A 16,322-nucleotide genomic window follows, 5' to 3' on the forward strand; every position below is an offset into this window, starting at 1 on the left:
TGTCGACAGGATTTAATGTGACGCAGGGTGAATTTTTTGTAATGAATTTGTTTAAATTGTTGTAGCACAAGAAAAGACTCCACTAGGATAGCAACCACAAGAAAGCCATTTGCCAGCGAATAGTTGTGCTAATAGTTGATTTCGGTTTGTAGTGTTGATCTCTGGTGCAACTCAGTGTCACGTTCCGACAATGCAGAGAGAAAACATGGTGCCGCCTTACAGGGTAAGCACTCAATATCATGGGATATTAAAACGATAATATACGAAATGGAGATGTAGCATGACCATGAATACACCGATGTTGGTGACTTTTTTAGTTTACATTTTTGGGATGATCCTCATTGGTCTTGTGGCCTATCGGGCGACCAAAAGTTTTGATGACTACATCCTGGGTGGACGAAGTTTAGGAAGTGTGGTGACGGCATTATCTGCTGGGGCTTCCGATATGAGCGGCTGGCTATTAATGGGGTTGCCGGGGGCTATTTTCTTGTCGGGTATATCCGAGAGTTGGATAGCCATAGGTTTGACCATTGGTGCTTATTTTAACTGGAAATTAGTGGCTGGCCGTTTACGGGTTCATACCGAAGCGAATAATAATGCCCTGACCCTACCGGACTATTTCACCAGCCGTTTTGAGGATAAAAGCAAACTGTTGCGGGTAATATCAGCCGTAGTTATTTTAGTATTCTTTACTATTTATTGTGCTTCAGGAATTGTTGCCGGAGCGCGGTTATTCGAAAGTACTTTTGACATGAGTTACAGCACCGCCTTGTGGGCAGGGGCTGCTGCCACTATCGCTTATACCTTTATTGGTGGTTTTCTGGCGGTCAGTTGGACTGATACCGTACAAGCGACATTGATGATTTTCGCACTGATCCTGACCCCGATTATGGTGATTCTGGCTGTGGGGGGAATTGATACCTCAATGATGGTTATTGCCGCGAAAAATCCCGCCAATATTGATATGTTCAAAGGGTTGAATCTGGTTGCTATCCTTTCTCTGCTGGGTTGGGGCTTGGGCTATTTTGGTCAGCCACATATTCTGGCGCGTTTTATGGCGGCAGACTCTCACCGCACTATTCGTAGCGCCCGCCGTATCAGCATGACCTGGATGATTCTATGTTTGGCGGGCACTATCGCCGTGGGTTTCTTCGGGATTGCCTACTTCGAGAACAATCCGCAATACGCAGGAAGTGTGACTCAAAATGGTGAGCGCGTCTTTATTGAATTAGCCAAACTGCTGTTTAATCCATGGATGGCCGGTATTTTGCTCTCCGCAATTTTGGCTGCGGTAATGAGTACGTTAAGCTGCCAATTACTGGTGTGCTCTAGTGCATTAACAGAAGATTTGTACAAAGCGTTTCTGCGTAAAAAAGCCAGCCAGAAAGAGTTGGTCTGGGTGGGGCGTGCCATGGTGTTGTTGGTGGCGTTGATTGCCATCGCATTAGCAGCGGACCCAGATAACCGGGTGCTTGGTTTGGTGAGTTATGCTTGGGCGGGCTTCGGCGCTGCCTTTGGGCCAGTGGTTCTCATTTCAGTCATGTGGCCACGGATGACCCGCAATGGTGCGCTGGTGGGGATGCTGATTGGTGCTATTACGGTGATTGTCTGGAAGCAATATGCTTGGTTGGGGTTATACGAAATCATCCCTGGTTTCTTGTTCGCCAGTATTGCGATTGTCGTGGTGAGTTTGCTGGGTAAAAGCCCGAGCAATGCGATTACCGAACGTTTTCGTCAGGCGGAAGCTGAGTTTAAAACAGTCTAAAAATAGCTTTTATCTTTAATCCACATAGCCTCCTGCAAATCAGGGGGCTTTTTTATAGAAAATACCGCCTCGGCTTCATTGCTGCATTAATTTGTATCCTAATGAATTCATGTGCTATTTAACCCGACAGAAACAACTTGCCACAGTTTGCTTAACAATATTCTTATTTAGCCTCTTGAATTTCTTTTTGCCAGAATGATAATCACTATCGTTTTACTTTTCTTTACGTTTATTGACGATGTTCTTAATTGCACATTTTCCTTACTGCCCACCCAGGGGTGTTTAGCATGTTTGTCCCATTTCTTATTATGTTTCGTGAAGGGCTGGAGGCAGCGCTGATTGTCAGTTTGATCGCCAGTTATCTTAAACGGACTCAACGCGGTCAATGGATGGGGGCAGTATGGGTGGGGGTTATCACCGCCGCAGCACTTTGCCTGGCTATCGGTATATTTATTAATGAAACCACCGGTGAGTTTCCACAAAAACAACAAGAGTTGTTCGAAGGGATTATCGCCGTGGTGGCGGTTTGCATATTAACCTATATGGTTTTCTGGATGCGCAAAGTATCCAAATCAGTCAAAGTTCATTTAGAGGGGGCGATTGATAACGCCCTGAAATTTGACAGTAAAAAAGGCCGAGGCCAAGGGTGGGCATTAGTCGCAATGGTCTTTTTTGCCGTGGCGCGCGAAGGTCTGGAGTCAGTGTTCTTTTTGTTAGCCGCTTTTCAGCAGGATGTCGGCATTGGCGCACCCATCGGCGCAATATTGGGCCTGAGCTGCGCTATTTTGGTCGGTATGGCCATCTACTGGGGCGGTGTTAAATTACATCTGGCTAAATTCTTCAAATGGACCAGCCTGTTTATTCTATTTGTGGCCGCCGGTCTTGCTGCCGGGGCGATAAGAGCCTTCCATGAAGCCGGCCTGTGGAACCATTTCCAAGATATTGCTTTTGACCTGACCAATGTGCTTTCAACTCACTCTTTACTGGGCACTTTCCTTGAGGGCATGTTGGGTTATCAGGAAGCTCCTACCGTCAGTGAAGTCGCGGTCTACTTTATTTATTTGATTCCGGCATTGATTTTCTTTTTCCTTCCACCACGCGCCACGGCAGCATCAACCGTACCGGCTGCGCGGAAAACTAACCAATAATTCAGGGATTTATCACATGTCTAACCGGTTCTTCCGTCGCACAGCTTTACATGCCGCTTTACTGGCACTGCCTGCTTTCGCCATTAGCGCACAGGCTGCTGATATTCCTCAGGTTAAAATCACAGTCACTGATAAACAATGTGAGCCAATGGCGCTGTCTATCCCCGCGGGCAAAACCCAGTTTATTGTTCACAATGCCAGCCAAAAAGGGTTGGAGTGGGAGATCCTGAAAGGGGTCATGGTGGTTGAAGAGCGCGAGAATATCGCACCCGGTTTTACTCAGAAAATGACTGCCAATCTGGAACCGGGTGAATACGATATGACCTGCGGTTTACTCAGTAACCCTAAAGGTAAATTGACCGTTACCGCAGGTTCTGACACGGCGACCAAGCCGGATGCCATGGCATTGGTGGGGCCGATTGCCGAGTATAAAGTGTATGTTACCCAAGAAGTGGCTCAGTTAGTCACTCAAACCAAAGCTTTCACTGATGCCGTGAAAAAAGGGGATTTGGCCTTAGCCCGTAAGCTCTACGCACCGACTCGTCAGCATTATGAACGTATTGAGCCGATTGCTGAATTGTTCTCTGATTTAGATGGCAGCATCGATGCCCGTGAAGACGATTTTGAACAGAAAGCGGCTGATCCCAAATTCACCGGTTTCCACCGTTTAGAAAAAATCCTATTTGGTGACAATACCACCAAAGGGGCTGATAAATTTGCTGACCAACTGTATCAAGACACGCTGGAACTGCAAAAACGTATTACCGGCCTGACATTTGCGCCGAATAAAGTGGTGGGCGGGGCCGCAGGTTTAATTGAAGAAGTGGCCGCCAGTAAAATCAGCGGCGAAGAAGATCGCTACAGCCGCACCGATTTGTGGGACTTCCAGGCAAACGTTGATGGTGCACAGAAAATTGTGAATCTGTTGCGGCCATTGCTGGAAAAAGCCGATAAGCCACTATTGGATAAAATCGATGCCAACTTCACCACTGTTGATAGCATATTGGCGAAATACCGCACTAAAGATGGCTACGAATCCTACGAGAAGTTAACTGATGCTGATCGCAATGCGATGAAAGGGCCGATTACTGCACTGGCGGAAGACCTTGCTCAACTGCGTGGCGTATTGGGTCTGGATTAAGGATGAAAATGAGTAAAAAAGCCGGCCCGCAACACGGGCCGTTTCAGCAAGATAACGGGGCGGCTTTGCCGTCTCGTCGGCGTTTATTGCTAGGCATGGGTATGATGAGTGGCGCATTGGCACTCGGCGGGGCAAAAATAGCCCGTGCTGCGGATTGCCCGGCACCAGAGGCTGCTCCCGCACAAGATGAACGCTGGCAGAAGCAACCTTTCTACGGTCAGCATCAATCGGGGATATTAACCTCACAGCAGGCGGCGATGATGCTGGTGGCATTTGATGTGCTGGCAACAGACAAAGCTGCATTGACCCGGCTATTCAAGCTATTAACTGAGCGTATCGCTTTTTTGACCACGGGCGGACATGCGCCTTCCGTTAATGCGAAACTGCCGCCATTGGATTCGGGGATTATGGGGCCGGAAATTTATCCCGATAATCTAACGATCACTGTTTCTGTCGGCGATTCGTTGTTTGATGAGCGTTTTAGCTTGCAAGGGCAAAAACCACTGCGGCTTCAGAGAATGACCCGCTTTCCTAATGATTCACTGGATGCTGGTTTGTGTCATGGTGATATATTGCTGCAAATTTGCGCCAATACCAATGAAACCGTGATCCATGCGTTGCGCGATATTATCAAACATTCGCCGGATCTTCTCAGTGTGCGCTGGAAGCGAGAAGGGTTCATTTCTGCCCATGCCGCCCGCAGCAAAGGTAAAGAAACGCCGATCAATTTATTAGGTTTTAAAGACGGAACCGCCAATCCGAAAACCAGTGATAAGCCGCTGATTAATCAGGTGGTCTGGGTTCGGGAAAACGCCGGAGAACCTGCTTGGGCGACCGGTGGTAGCTATCAGGCAGCACGGATTATCCGTTTCAAAGTTGAATTCTGGGATCGGACTCCCTTGCAAGAACAGCAAACTATTTTTGGCCGTGATAAACACAGCGGTGCGCCTTTGGGCATGGTACATGAGCATGATGAACCGGATTACACCAAAGACCCAGACGGCAAAGTCATCCCAATGGATGCGCATATTCGGCTGGCAAATCCGCGCACGGTGGAAACTCAGAATAACTTGATGCTGCGCCGTGGCTACAGCTATTCACTGGGCGTATCAAATTCGGGGCAATTAGACATGGGGCTATTATTTGTCTGCTACCAGTCTGATTTAGAAAAAGCTTTTTTGACAGTACAAAAACGGCTGAATGGAGAGGCGCTCGAAGAGTATGTAAAACCGATTGGCGGAGGATACTTCTTCGTCTTGCCGGGGGTGGCGGATGCTAATCACTATCTGGCGCAAGGGCTACTGGAAGCTTGATATTGAAATAAAGCACCACCTTAGCGGTGCTTTCATGGCTTTTTAGCGCGCTAATTTAGCGGTAATTTTCGCTACATGTTCGCCCTGGAAACGTGCGATAGCGAGTTCCTCCGCGCTAGGTTGGCGGGAACCATCACCACCAGCAATAGTGGTTGCGCCATAAGGCGTGCCGCCGCGGGTCTGCGAAACATCGAATAGCTCTTTGGCACCATAGCCGATAGGGACAATAATAAAGCCGTGATGGGCTAAGGTGGTCCAGGTTGAAGTGATGGTGTGTTCTTGCCCGCCACCCGTTCCGGTAGAGGCAAATACACTGGCGACTTTGCCGTATAATGCACCGGACGCCCACAACCCCCCAGTTTGATCAAGGAATGTACGCATTTGCCCCGCCATATTACCAAAGCGAGTTGGCGTACCGAAAATGATGCCATCGTAATCTGCTAACTCTTGCGGGGTTGCTACGGGGGCCTTTGGGGCGGTGTTCCCTCCCGCTTTGGCGATGACATCGGCTGGCATAGTTTCCGGCACGCGCTTAATGGTCACTTCAACGCCGCTGACTTTTTGGGCACCCTCGGCAATTGCGCCAGCAAGTGTTTCGATATGCCCATACATGGAATAATAAAGCACTAGAATTTTCGCCATCTCGCTTCACTCCAATCATATTTATTGAATATTGCTGATGATGTCATCATAGTCGCTGCTTATGATACTTATTAACCATACGCCAATACGCTCAAGCTGCAATGTTGGGCACACAGAAAGTCACTGTAATAAGAAATCTCCTATCTGAAGACACTAATTTCCCCAGCTTGATTACAAATTGCGCAATTTTTTTTGTAACCGCTTTTGCTGCCAGCGTTCAACCCAATTACCTAATAAGAAGAGGTTTATGGCTTTCAATACTAATGGGATGCTTAACCCCAAAACCACCCACCAAGCCCACATATAGCTGGGGAAAGTAAACCAGTTAATGGCAAATAATATGGCGCACAGAATAATGGCTCGCAATAATTGGCGCAAAAAAGACATTTCATTTTCAACGGCTTTACGTGCATCTAATACTCGCTGGTCAACCGCTTCACCAGGCCCATCTTGAGGTTGATTAGCATCAAGTGAATAGAGTTCGCTGACTTTCAATTCCATCACCGCCGCAATGGCACTTAAGGTTTCGAGGCTGGCTTGTTCGCCATTTTCGATTCGCTGAATAGTGCGGACACTGAGGCTGCAAAGTTCTGCTAATTGCTCTTGTGACCAGGCCCGTGCCTGGCGTAATTCACGAATACGGTAAAGATTCATTTTTAACTCCCCTAGGTTTGAAAGTATAGCTACAAACCTAAACGTAAGTGCGCAATACCACCACGACAGTAACCAGACAATAACCCGCCATCTCTCTGCCATGAGGAAATGGCTTTAATTTTGCCGGTTTAGTCGAGAATAGCCCGTTAATTCAACTCAAGTACTCATCCTGCACCGGGGGAGTTATCACAATTACTGACTATCTACATTGACAGTGTAACATCCGATTAATATCTTTAATGACAGTAAAACTCCAATGTAAAATTACTTTCGGAGTTTTATTATCATCACCATTCAGCCCAATATAACGATTAATTAATGAGGAACATCTTGATGACTCAGATATATCATCAATATAAGAAAAAATTGAGCATAAAAGTCATCCTATTGGGTGCGCTTATTCTCCTGGTCACGCTCCCCTTATCTTACGCTAATGCTGAGCGCTATCCCGATGTACCTGTTCCTTTTAAATATGGAACGGGTACTCGAATTAATAACAATTTATATATTGGTCTCGGTAGTGCTGGCCAATCCTGGTATCGCCTTGATACAGATAAAGTCAGTGACGGTTGGCAGAAAATAGCCGATTTTCCAGGTCAACCCCGTGAACAGGCCGTCACTGTGGCATTAGACGGTAAACTATATGTTTTTGGTGGGGTAGGCAAAAATGCCGCTAGTGATACACAGATAAGCGCACTGAATGATGTTTATCGATATGATCCGCAAACTAATCAATGGCAGCCACTGGCGACGCGAGCACCGCGAGGCTTGGTTGGAACAGCTGCCACCACCCTGAATGGATCTCAGGCGCTACTGCTGGGGGGCGTCAATAAGGCTATTTTCGATGGTTACTTCACGGATTTGTCCTCTGCGGGCAGTGATGAAACCCAGAAAAATGCAGTTATAAATGCGTATTTTGAACAGGCTCCAGCGGACTATTTCTATAATCGCGATGTACTGATGTATGACCCTGTCAAAAATCAGTGGAAAAGTGGCGGGCAGACACCATTTCTGGGGACGGCAGGATCAGCTATCACAGCCATCAATGGTGATTTGATATTAATAAATGGTGAAATTAAACCTGGTTTGCGTACAGCGACAGTGTGGCAGGGCAAAAAGCAGGGGACAGAACTCAAATGGCAACGGCAGCCTGATTTGATTAGCGCTGAAAAAGGCACAGTCCAAGAAGGGCTGGCAGGGGCTTTTGCTGGTGTGAGCCATGATGTGGTTCTGGTGGGCGGTGGGGCCAATTTCCCCGGTTCATGGAAACAATTCAATACAGGTCAGTTATACGCCCATAAAGGGCTGAAAAAACAGTGGCAACAACCCATTTATGCGCGGGTGGATAATCAATGGCGGGTGGTGGGGAATTTGCCCCAACCACTGGGTTACGGTGTATCCATTCAAGATAAAGATAAAGTAATTTTAGTTGGGGGGGAAACAAGCGGTGGTGCTGCCACCTCAGCAGTGACTCAACTTTCTTGGCAAGGTGGCAAACTACATCTTGAGTAGTGAGACGAGTATGATAACGCTCTATATTGAGCTTTTGAGCATAATATAAGAGCGTTATGGCACAATATCAGCCCTCCTGTTTGCGTAAGCTACAAACTCACCTTACAGGAGAATGACATGAAAAAAGCAACACTGTCTCTGGCGATTATCGCGGTTTCATTATCTGCGCAGGCGGGCAATTTCAGCGTGATAAGTAACGACATGCCTGAAGGGAAAACCTTGCAAATCCAACAGGTTTTTAACGGATTTGGCTGTGAGGGTGGTAACCAATCGCCACAACTTTCATGGCAGGGCGCTCCCGCCGGAACGAAAAGCTTTGCCGTAACAGCCTATGACCCTGATGCGCCAACCGGCAGTGGTTGGTGGCATTGGACGGTGGTGAACATTCCCGCAGGTACCCATCAGTTGGCAACCAATGCTGGGCAGCGCACTGATAGCGCCAGCACTACTAAAGGTACCTTACCAACAGGGGCTATTCAGGGGCGTAATGATTTTGGTTATTCTGGCTTTGGCGGGGCCTGCCCTCCTGCTGGGGATAAGCCACACCGCTACCAGTTCACTGTCTGGGCATTGAAAACAGATAAATTACCGCTGGATAGCAACGCCAGCGGCGCACTGGTCGGCTTTATGCTGAACAGTAATGTTATTGCGAAAGCGGAATGGGTTGCCACCTATGGTCGTTAACTTTGAAACCAAGAGCGGAAAGTATGCAGCAGATAAATCACAGTCAAATGGCTGTATCGAGCGCTGAGATTGTTGCCCGTCGCGCACATACGCTGCATCGAGTGACTGTCTTTTCTCCCGCGCTCTGTCATGTCCGGCAGGGCAGTAAATTGGTGCAATGGGGTTCGCAGGCTGCCAGTGCCGGGCAATCGACCCTGATTTTGTTCCCTGCTGGTACTGAAGTCAGTATTGCCAATATGCCGGATCGTGGTCATTACTGCTCTGATATGGTTTATCTGCCGCAAAGTGTGTTGCGCCAGTTCCGGCAATGGTACGGTGCGTTGGCCGTCGCACCGGTTACAACGGCTTCTTTATGTGTTCCTTTGGATGCCAATACCCGCCGGGCTTGGGATAGTTTATTGCTCAACCTGAAAAACCATGCGCCGGATGCATTGTCACAGCACGCTGCTATGGGGGTTTTATTGGCCCTCCACTTGGCCGGGCAGGCGGGATCGTTATTAATCGATCGGCGAGATAAGCTGGCTGAGCAGGTACAACAGATTATTCTGCTCGATCCTGCCCGTGACTGGAGTGTGAGTGATGTTGCACAAACCCTGCATATGGGGGATTCCACTTTACGGCGCAAGTTGATGCAGGAGGAACGCCAGTTTCGCGTCATTTTAGAAGAGGTGCGAATGGGGTGTGCATTGCATGCGTTACAAACTACGTCGCTGCCCATTGGTGAAATTGCCGCGCGACACGGTTATATTTCGGCATCTCGTTTTACTTCGCGTTTTCAACAACATTTTGGTTTAACGCCTAGTCGGTTGCGCGAAGCGATAATCGCATCTTAAGCGGTTATGTAATGAAAAAGGCTTATTCTCAGCCAGTTAAATGGGGGAGCTGGCACCCAGGGGAGCGGGTGCCAGATAACTGAGGATTAGTGACTATTATTGCTGTCGAACAGGTGAGTTTTGCGCTTTTTCAAGATGATATAGCCGATGGTCAGAATAACAAACCACAGTGGCGTCACAATCAGTGCCTGACGGGTATCACTTTCCAACGTCAACAATACCAATACAAAGGCGAAGAAGGCCATGCACACCCAAGACATGAAAATACCAGCTGGCATTTTGTAAATGGACTTTTTATGTAGCGCCGGACGCCTTTTACGATACACCAAGTAAGAGCACAGGATGATAGTCCAGACGAACATAAACAGAATTGCCGATACCGTGGTGACCAGAGTAAAGACGGTCATGACGTTCGGAATAAGGTAAATCAGCACCACGCCACCTAACAAGCAAATACAAGAAAATGTCAGGCCAGAGGCGGGAACAGAACGGCGCGATAACTTACCAAATTGTTTGGGCGCATCACCTTCTTTTGCTAAACCGAATAGCATACGGCTGGTGGAGAACACGCCGCTATTGGCGGACGATGCCGCAGAGGTTAACACCACAAAGTTGATAACACTGGCAGCTGCGGGTAGGCCGACCAAAACGAATAACTCAACAAACGGGCTTTTATCGGCAACCACTGAACTCCATGGCGTCACCGACATAATCATAATCAATGAGAAAACATAGAACATGATGATGCGGATAGGAATGGAGTTAATCGCGCGCGGTAATACCACCTCTGGATCTTTGGTTTCAGCGGCAGTGGTCCCAACCAATTCAATACCCACAAAAGCAAAGACGGCAATCTGGAAACCGGCAAAGAAGCCACTGATTCCTTTCGGGAACATGCCGCCATCATTCCATAAATGGGTAAATGATGCAGTGGTGCCAGAAGGGGACTGATAGCTCATTAATACCATGGTCAGGCCAGCAAAAATCAAGGCCACGATGGCCACGATTTTGATCATAGCGAACCAGAATTCCATCTCACCAAACATTTTTACTGTTGCCAGATTCAGCGACAACAGCAGTAAAACCACTAATAATGAAGCGACCCATTGTGAGAAATCAGGGAACCAGAATTGCGCATAAGCCGTGATGGCGACAACATCCGCGATGCCGGTTATCACCCAACAAAACCAATACGTCCAGTCAGTGAAAAACCCCGCCCATGGGCCGAGTAGGTCAGCGGCAAAATCACTGAATGATTTATATTTCAGATTCGACAGCAGCAATTCACCCATTGCTCGCATCACGAAGAACAACATAAAGCCGATTATCATATAAACAAAAATGATTGACGGCCCGGCAAGGCTGATGGTTTTACCCGATCCCATAAACAAGCCAGTACCTATGGCACCACCAATGGCAATCAGCTGGATATGGCGGTTTGAGAGACTTCGTTGAAGGTGCTCTTCAGGTTCCGGCAACGGTTTTGCCACTATCTTGGATTGGTCTACCATCTTTCCCATTCCCTCTTCCTGTATTTGTGAAGTTATTGAGCTCTATGTTGGCTCTTTGGTCTTACCCTGTCTGTCTATTAGATTTTTTGAATGCTTTAAGTACAATTTTTGAATTATTTAATAATTCCGCAACAATAATTACACAATGCGCCTCATTTTCCAGTGTTTATATTTCATACACTGAATTTTGTTAAGTTCATCACAGCGCATGGAATTACAACATGAAGTTACATAACTAACAATAATCGCAAGCGCCAGAAGCATAATTAATCCACAGAGAGGAATATCACTCGGTATAAAGAGAAAAATCTGATGAAGTGTTTGACAGCCAAGTCCAACAGGAGAATAATTATCGCTGTTGGGTCGTTAGCTCAGTTGGTAGAGCAGTTGACTCTTAATCAATTGGTCGCAGGTTCGAACCCTGCACGACCCACCAACAAACCCATAAATATCAATAAATTACAAAACCCTCAATTAAAACTCCCAAAAGTAGTGGCGACAAAATGGCGACAGAAATCTGTGGCAATGGCGATATTTTGACGCTAAAAAACCCGCCAGTTCGCAGGTTATTTTTTAGCCAAATAATATAATTAGAAATTGAGCGTAGATTGTCTTTGGGCCGTTGAATGTGGCGGAACTTTATTAATAATACCCGGCGTCATAATAGAGCGAATAAATGTCTCCATTGTAATAAAGGTGTGTCCGCAATTAATATTGGTACACTGATTATATCTCTCTTTAGTTTCGGCAGATATTTCACGACTGGATCGAGTATGTGCTGTGCAACGGCAAATAGGGCATCGCATCATAATAAACACCTCAACGTTCATTTGCGCTTATTGGCTATTTTAAATTATTCAAATGAATAAATCATCTGTTTGTATTCAACAAGTTATCCATCAATAGCTTCATAGCTTATATCTGATAATAGAACTTCAAGTTCGAGGTTTGTCGTATAACCGCTATTATTGAGCGAATGAATAACTTTAGTAATTATCCACGGCTGGTTATCGATCACTGACTTAAATCCTTTCACTTTGACAGGGGTTTCCGGGTATAGCTCTGGCCTGCCAACGGCCAAAGTAATAGAAAATTCCGCCACACCACGTTGTAATTTATCCCATTTTGCCTGAGCAGCGCGTATGGCTTGCGCTTTGCTGGCATAAGTTGTCGTCAGGGTAAACGTGTTATCCGCTTCGCCCACCATATATTCACCCTCGCGAGTTTCCTGCTCTTTAGTGGTTTTTTTCTTCGCTTCCGGTTTCGCTTTGGGGTGTTGTAACGCCCTTAAATGCTGTTCCTTGGGTTTGCGCTGGAGCTTCACTTTTTGCTTTTGCGGCTTCGGGTCTTTGGTGTGTAACCACTTAGCTGTAACGCCGGTGTAAGCGCCCCGATCAGCGATGGCAAATTGGTGCCGATCGCCGTCGCTGCGAGTGAGAGTGACTGGTGGAATGGGGTGACCACTGGCCGTTACGCCGCGACCAGCTATGAGAAACAACAGCTTCCCCGCTTTGACGGAGACTTCGCCTCCGTTCCGTTCTGCAAGGCGAGTGAGGAATTTAGCGTCGGACTCCTGCGACTGGTCGATGTGCGGAATTTTAATTGAGGCTAATGCCGGAGCTACGCTGGCAATGAGTTTGTTCCGCGTGGCGATGGCTTCAACGATAGCGCCGAGCGTGGTGTCATGCCATGATCCCTCGCGTCTGGAATTTAGCGTTCCACGAAAATCTGCACTTCTGGCACGGATGGTCACGGTATCCGGTGCGCCGCGATGTTCCACTTCATCAACGGTAAAGCTGCCTTTACCGATCAGCGCAAATCCTTTCCAGCCGAGAAACAACGTCAAAACAGCACCGCGTAGCGGCAACTCAACCCGTCCGTCGGCGTCATCAAGCTCAATATCAAGCTGGTCGGCTTCAAAGCCGCGATTATCAGTCAGCGTTAGATTTATCAAGCGGTTGCTGATATTTCCGGTAATATCATGACTATCAAGCGTTAACATAAAATCCGGCATCAAGATACTACCCGCATCTTTTGTCAGCACATCTAACATTAACTCGCCCCCACTGCGCCAGCCAGTTTTGCGATCATATTGCCGTTATTGCCGATGAACGTTTCGCTCTGTTTACCTATATCGCCATATAGCGCTGCAAGCGATTCATCCACGCGGGTGAGAGTTAGCGTAAAATCGATTTTGCGCGGAGTACCATCGGCAAAAAACACGCTACCGGTTTCATTCACCGAGTTAATGACATACATACCGTAAATCATGCCGGTGCCATCCAGCAATGGCCACGCGCGGCCTTCTTCCGCCATCAGTCTAAGTGTGGTCATAGTCATTTTACCGCCCGTGAGTTCGGGATAAAGCACACCCCCAAGTGTGATTTTCTCTTCGCCAACCCCAAGAAACTGAAAAGCATCACGCTGACCAACCCGACTATTAGACGGCCAGCGATACTCCGCATTACGCTGAAAATTCTGGTAGGGCAGTGTCTGCCGCATAAAAACAAACATACCGAGTGCGAGCATCATGGTGTGTTATCTCCTTATCCATCGAATGTCATGCTGGCACGCATACGGGCGCGCTTTTCCCGTTCATATTGTTCGAGAGCATCGCGAAGCTGGCGGTTAAGATTGTCACTCGTTGAGACGTCACCAGAGAGCGTGATGTGGTAATCGTTTTTGCTCTGGTCAACGAAAGAGCGGCCCGCAGGTGCGGTAACTGGCTGATAGGCCTGATAGCCACCATAAGTACTGGTCGCTGGAATGTAGGAGCCGCTCTGGGTCACGGCACTGGCTTTAGCCGCAGTTTGGTCAAGTGTGCTGGATTCCTTATTGATAATACCTAGCTTTTCCAGCACCCAATCAATACCACTGCGCAATTTGTTAAAGGCATTGAGCGGCAGCATCAGCGCATCAGCCAGCGCCTGACCAAATATCACGCCTGCATTGCGGCAACTGTCGAGTGTTTCTTTACTGGATTTCACTGGTGCAATGAGGTCTTTAAACCATTGCCAGACCTTTTGCAGGCCTTCGCCGAGGGAATCAAACATCGGCTTAAGCGGCGCGAACATTCCACCGATCGGTGCAAATGCTGCCTTGAGTCCAGCAACTACACCACCAAAAAATGCGCTGATAGGTTGCCAGTATTTACGGATAAGTAACGCGCCGGCGGCAATGGCTGCTACAACAGCCACCACCGGCCAACTGATCGCACCAATGGCAGTCATAATCGCGCCGCATACCGAGGTGAACACGGTGCCTAGCGCGCCAGCCGCAGCAATAATGGCATTCACACCAGTGATAACCGGCCACGCCACGAGGCCAATGGCTCCAATTATGCCGACAATGCCAAGGGTCACCGCAGCAATAGTGCCTAATGTCTGAGCCAATCCTTTGTTTTTCTGGATCCAGAGATCCAGTTTCAACACATATCGGGTGGCCGTGTGTACCAGTTTGCGCAGTGAAGACTCCTGTTGGTCATACAGGTCAGTCCCCACGGCCTGATATGCCGACTGAAATGCTTTAAAGTCGCCGCCGAGGTTGTCCTGCATAATGTTGACCAGTTCCTCGGTTTTGCCGTCAGAAGCTTTAAAAGCAGCGGTAAGCTGGTCGAGTTTACCGGTTACCGCAGCGGTCATTAAAACTGCAGCGGCCGAACTGGCTTCCTCGCCAAAAATGGTTTTCATGTATTCGGCGCGTTGGGCAGTACCCAGTTTATTTTGCTCAAAGCTGGCCTGCATCTCTTTCAGGATGGTAAAAATTGGCCGCGTGTTGCCTTTGGGGTCGGCAGTTTTTACTCCCAGCTCTTTTATTGCATCCCACGCCTTACCGGTCGGAGCCTGTAAGCGACTCAATACTGCACGACTTCCCGTACCCGCCATTGAACCGGTGATTTTTGCATCATGCAGTGCGCCGACCATAGCGGCGGTTTCCTCAATACTGACACCGGCATTTTTCGCCACCGGGGCGGCGTAGGTTAATGCATCACTGAGACCATCAAAATTAGCGGCGGTCTTATTCATGGCCATTGAGATCACATCACCTATATGCGCGACCTTATTGTTTGCAAGCTGAAAGGCTGATTTCATCCCCATCAGCAATCCGGCGTTTTCCTCCATCGTGCGTCGATTCGCCAGAGCCATATTTAGCGTGACCGGTGTCGCAGCCTGAATGGCGTCCACATCACCGCCCGCTTTAGCGATAATAATCTGCGCACCCGCAGCATCGTCGGCAGAGGCTGCGGTATTATCGCCAAGTTGGCGCGCCTGCTTGCGTAATGCCGCCATTTCTGCAGAGTCTTTTGTCACGCCGAGCACCGCCTGTAACTCGGAGTTCTTCTGTGCAAAGTCATAACCGGATTTCAGCAGCGCAGCACCGGCTAACGTGCCAGAAGTTGCAATCCCTACACCAGCAGCCCCGATTGATGCTGCATTACCCGCCAGCTCTTTACCTGCCTGATAGCGCTGCTTTACCGCGTTGAGTTTTGCCTGTTGCGCACTGACCTGCGCCAACGCTTCACGCTGACGATTGAGCTGTGCCGTGGTTTCGCTGATGGCGTTTTTCAGACGTCGCTCATCTGCCGCCAATGTGCGTGTATTAATACCCGCCTGACTGAGTTCCTGACGCTGGCGCTGTACTGCCTGTCGTAAGCTATTATGTTTGAACTGAAGAGCGGCGGCATTTTTGCGGGCTGCCTCCATCGCCTGAGCCTGTGCGCGGGTCGGCTGTTCGGTGTTTCTAAACTGAATAGCTAACGCGCGAGCTGCTTCTTTTGCTCTTTTCAGCTCCTGACCGGTGACGGCAAGCTGCGCGCTGGTCTTACGGAATCCCTCAATACGGGATGCCTGACCGCTCAGTTCGCGTAATGATTTTTGCGTTTCCCGAATATCCCCAGACAGCGATTTACTCGCTGTCTGAATGGATTTAAACGGGCGCGTTGCTTGGTCAACAGCCTTGAGTAATACCTGTAACTTAACGTTGTTACTCATGGGTATTTCCACTTCGCTGGAGCGCTTTTTCGCGCCATGTGATGAGTTCGGTCAGACTCAGGGGATATAACTCTGATGGTGGCCAGTGGAATATCACGGCAATATCTGCCATCAAATCATCGACCGAC

Annotated in this window: 15 protein-coding genes and 1 tRNA gene; 8 read left to right on the plus strand and 8 right to left on the minus strand. The window is 48.3% G+C overall.

Going from position 1 to position 16,322, the window contains the following annotated elements:
* Positions 1 to 280 precede the first annotated feature (280 nt).
* From putP to efeB, 4 genes are all read left to right on the plus strand, one after another.
* Complete coding sequence (putP, locus tag DX162_RS14560) at positions 281 to 1,765, plus strand: sodium/proline symporter PutP (RefSeq protein WP_004392689.1); 1,485 nt, start codon at positions 281 to 283, stop codon at positions 1,763 to 1,765.
* Between the two features lie 287 nt (positions 1,766 to 2,052).
* Positions 2,053 to 2,913: an iron uptake transporter permease EfeU gene (gene efeU / locus DX162_RS14565; RefSeq protein WP_032820928.1), complete on the plus strand. Its 861-nt coding sequence runs from the start codon at positions 2,053 to 2,055 to the stop codon at positions 2,911 to 2,913.
* A 16-nt stretch (positions 2,914 to 2,929) separates the two neighbouring features.
* The gene (gene efeO / locus DX162_RS14570) at positions 2,930 to 4,054 is read left to right on the plus strand and encodes an iron uptake system protein EfeO (protein ID WP_004392686.1); all 1,125 of its coding nucleotides are present in this window, start codon (positions 2,930 to 2,932) and stop codon (positions 4,052 to 4,054) included.
* A gap of 8 nt (positions 4,055 to 4,062) precedes the next feature.
* Positions 4,063 to 5,367 carry an iron uptake transporter deferrochelatase/peroxidase subunit gene (efeB, locus tag DX162_RS14575; RefSeq protein ID WP_032820950.1) on the plus strand — a complete coding sequence of 435 codons (1,305 nt, stop codon included), beginning with the start codon at positions 4,063 to 4,065 and terminating at the stop codon, positions 5,365 to 5,367.
* A 42-nt stretch (positions 5,368 to 5,409) separates the two neighbouring features.
* Here efeB and wrbA read toward each other — a convergent pair whose 3' ends face one another.
* Entirely contained in the window at positions 5,410 to 6,009 is a 600-nt protein-coding gene (wrbA, locus tag DX162_RS14580) for an NAD(P)H:quinone oxidoreductase (protein WP_032820926.1), read from the minus strand.
* Between the two features lie 171 nt (positions 6,010 to 6,180).
* On the minus strand, positions 6,181 to 6,663 hold the full coding sequence (locus DX162_RS14585; protein WP_049556537.1) for a helix-turn-helix domain-containing protein: 483 nt from the start codon (positions 6,661 to 6,663) through the stop codon (positions 6,181 to 6,183).
* Between the two features lie 333 nt (positions 6,664 to 6,996).
* Here DX162_RS14585 and DX162_RS14590 point away from each other — a divergent pair, with 333 nt between their 5' ends.
* From DX162_RS14590 to DX162_RS14600, 3 genes are all read left to right on the plus strand, one after another.
* Positions 6,997 to 8,175 (plus strand): N-acetylneuraminate epimerase, encoded by a 1,179-nt coding sequence (locus DX162_RS14590; RefSeq protein WP_004392682.1) that lies wholly within the window; start codon positions 6,997 to 6,999, stop codon positions 8,173 to 8,175.
* A 117-nt stretch (positions 8,176 to 8,292) separates the two neighbouring features.
* The gene (locus DX162_RS14595) at positions 8,293 to 8,859 is read left to right on the plus strand and encodes a kinase inhibitor (protein WP_004392681.1); all 567 of its coding nucleotides are present in this window, start codon (positions 8,293 to 8,295) and stop codon (positions 8,857 to 8,859) included.
* Positions 8,860 to 8,882: 23 nt separating this feature from the next.
* Positions 8,883 to 9,692 (plus strand): helix-turn-helix transcriptional regulator, encoded by an 810-nt coding sequence (locus DX162_RS14600; RefSeq protein WP_004392680.1) that lies wholly within the window; start codon positions 8,883 to 8,885, stop codon positions 9,690 to 9,692.
* Between the two features lie 86 nt (positions 9,693 to 9,778).
* Here the strand turns inward: DX162_RS14600 and cycA are convergent, their stop codons facing one another.
* Positions 9,779 to 11,203: a D-serine/D-alanine/glycine transporter gene (gene cycA, locus DX162_RS14605; RefSeq protein WP_174890838.1), complete on the minus strand. Its 1,425-nt coding sequence runs from the start codon at positions 11,201 to 11,203 to the stop codon at positions 9,779 to 9,781.
* Between the two features lie 360 nt (positions 11,204 to 11,563).
* Here cycA and DX162_RS14610 point away from each other — a divergent pair.
* Positions 11,564 to 11,639: transfer RNA gene (locus DX162_RS14610), tRNA-Lys, on the plus strand.
* Positions 11,640 to 11,793: 154 nt separating this feature from the next.
* On the opposite strand, the gene DX162_RS14615 is transcribed toward DX162_RS14610, so the two are convergent.
* The 5 genes from DX162_RS14615 to DX162_RS14635 form a co-directional block, all read right to left on the minus strand.
* The gene (locus DX162_RS14615; RefSeq protein WP_023517654.1) at positions 11,794 to 12,012 is read right to left on the minus strand and encodes an ogr/Delta-like zinc finger family protein; all 219 of its coding nucleotides are present in this window, start codon (positions 12,010 to 12,012) and stop codon (positions 11,794 to 11,796) included.
* Between the two features lie 83 nt (positions 12,013 to 12,095).
* On the minus strand, positions 12,096 to 13,256 hold the full coding sequence (locus DX162_RS14620) for a phage late control D family protein (protein WP_004392677.1): 1,161 nt from the start codon (positions 13,254 to 13,256) through the stop codon (positions 12,096 to 12,098).
* Positions 13,256 to 13,735 (minus strand): phage tail protein, encoded by a 480-nt coding sequence (locus tag DX162_RS14625; protein WP_032820923.1) that lies wholly within the window; start codon positions 13,733 to 13,735, stop codon positions 13,256 to 13,258. The genes DX162_RS14620 and DX162_RS14625 overlap by 1 nt, the downstream gene beginning before the upstream one ends.
* A 14-nt stretch (positions 13,736 to 13,749) precedes the next feature.
* Positions 13,750 to 16,194, minus strand: coding sequence for a phage tail tape measure protein (locus tag DX162_RS14630; RefSeq protein ID WP_004392676.1), 2,445 nt, complete (start codon positions 16,192 to 16,194; stop codon positions 13,750 to 13,752).
* Entirely contained in the window at positions 16,187 to 16,306 is a 120-nt protein-coding gene (locus DX162_RS14635; RefSeq protein WP_071777697.1) for a GpE family phage tail protein, read from the minus strand. Before DX162_RS14635 ends, DX162_RS14630 begins: the two co-directional genes overlap by 8 nt.
* Positions 16,307 to 16,322 lie beyond the last annotated feature (16 nt).

This window comes from Yersinia kristensenii, from assembly GCF_900460525.1.
Classification (GTDB): domain Bacteria; phylum Pseudomonadota; class Gammaproteobacteria; order Enterobacterales; family Enterobacteriaceae; genus Yersinia; species Yersinia kristensenii.

Excerpts from the sequence above, each read along its gene's own strand:
- putP (WP_004392689.1), top strand. The coding sequence starts at position 281 with ATGACCATGAATACACCGATGTTGGTGACTTTTTTAGTTTACATTTTT.
- efeU (WP_032820928.1), top strand. The coding sequence starts at position 2,053 with ATGTTTGTCCCATTTCTTATTATGTTTCGTGAAGGGCTGGAGGCAGCG.
- efeO (WP_004392686.1), top strand. The coding sequence starts at position 2,930 with ATGTCTAACCGGTTCTTCCGTCGCACAGCTTTACATGCCGCTTTACTG.
- efeB (WP_032820950.1), top strand. The coding sequence starts at position 4,063 with ATGAGTAAAAAAGCCGGCCCGCAACACGGGCCGTTTCAGCAAGATAAC.
- wrbA (WP_032820926.1), bottom strand. The coding sequence starts at position 6,009 with ATGGCGAAAATTCTAGTGCTTTATTATTCCATGTATGGGCATATCGAA.
- DX162_RS14585 (WP_049556537.1), bottom strand. The coding sequence starts at position 6,663 with ATGAATCTTTACCGTATTCGTGAATTACGCCAGGCACGGGCCTGGTCA.
- DX162_RS14590 (WP_004392682.1), top strand. The coding sequence starts at position 6,997 with ATGACTCAGATATATCATCAATATAAGAAAAAATTGAGCATAAAAGTC.
- DX162_RS14595 (WP_004392681.1), top strand. The coding sequence starts at position 8,293 with ATGAAAAAAGCAACACTGTCTCTGGCGATTATCGCGGTTTCATTATCT.
- DX162_RS14600 (WP_004392680.1), top strand. The coding sequence starts at position 8,883 with ATGCAGCAGATAAATCACAGTCAAATGGCTGTATCGAGCGCTGAGATT.
- cycA (WP_174890838.1), bottom strand. The coding sequence starts at position 11,203 with ATGGTAGACCAATCCAAGATAGTGGCAAAACCGTTGCCGGAACCTGAA.
- DX162_RS14615 (WP_023517654.1), bottom strand. The coding sequence starts at position 12,012 with ATGATGCGATGCCCTATTTGCCGTTGCACAGCACATACTCGATCCAGT.
- DX162_RS14620 (WP_004392677.1), bottom strand. The coding sequence starts at position 13,256 with ATGTTAGATGTGCTGACAAAAGATGCGGGTAGTATCTTGATGCCGGAT.
- DX162_RS14625 (WP_032820923.1), bottom strand. The coding sequence starts at position 13,735 with ATGATGCTCGCACTCGGTATGTTTGTTTTTATGCGGCAGACACTGCCC.
- DX162_RS14630 (WP_004392676.1), bottom strand. The coding sequence starts at position 16,194 with ATGAGTAACAACGTTAAGTTACAGGTATTACTCAAGGCTGTTGACCAA.
- DX162_RS14635 (WP_071777697.1), bottom strand. The coding sequence starts at position 16,306 with ATGGCAGATATTGCCGTGATATTCCACTGGCCACCATCAGAGTTATAT.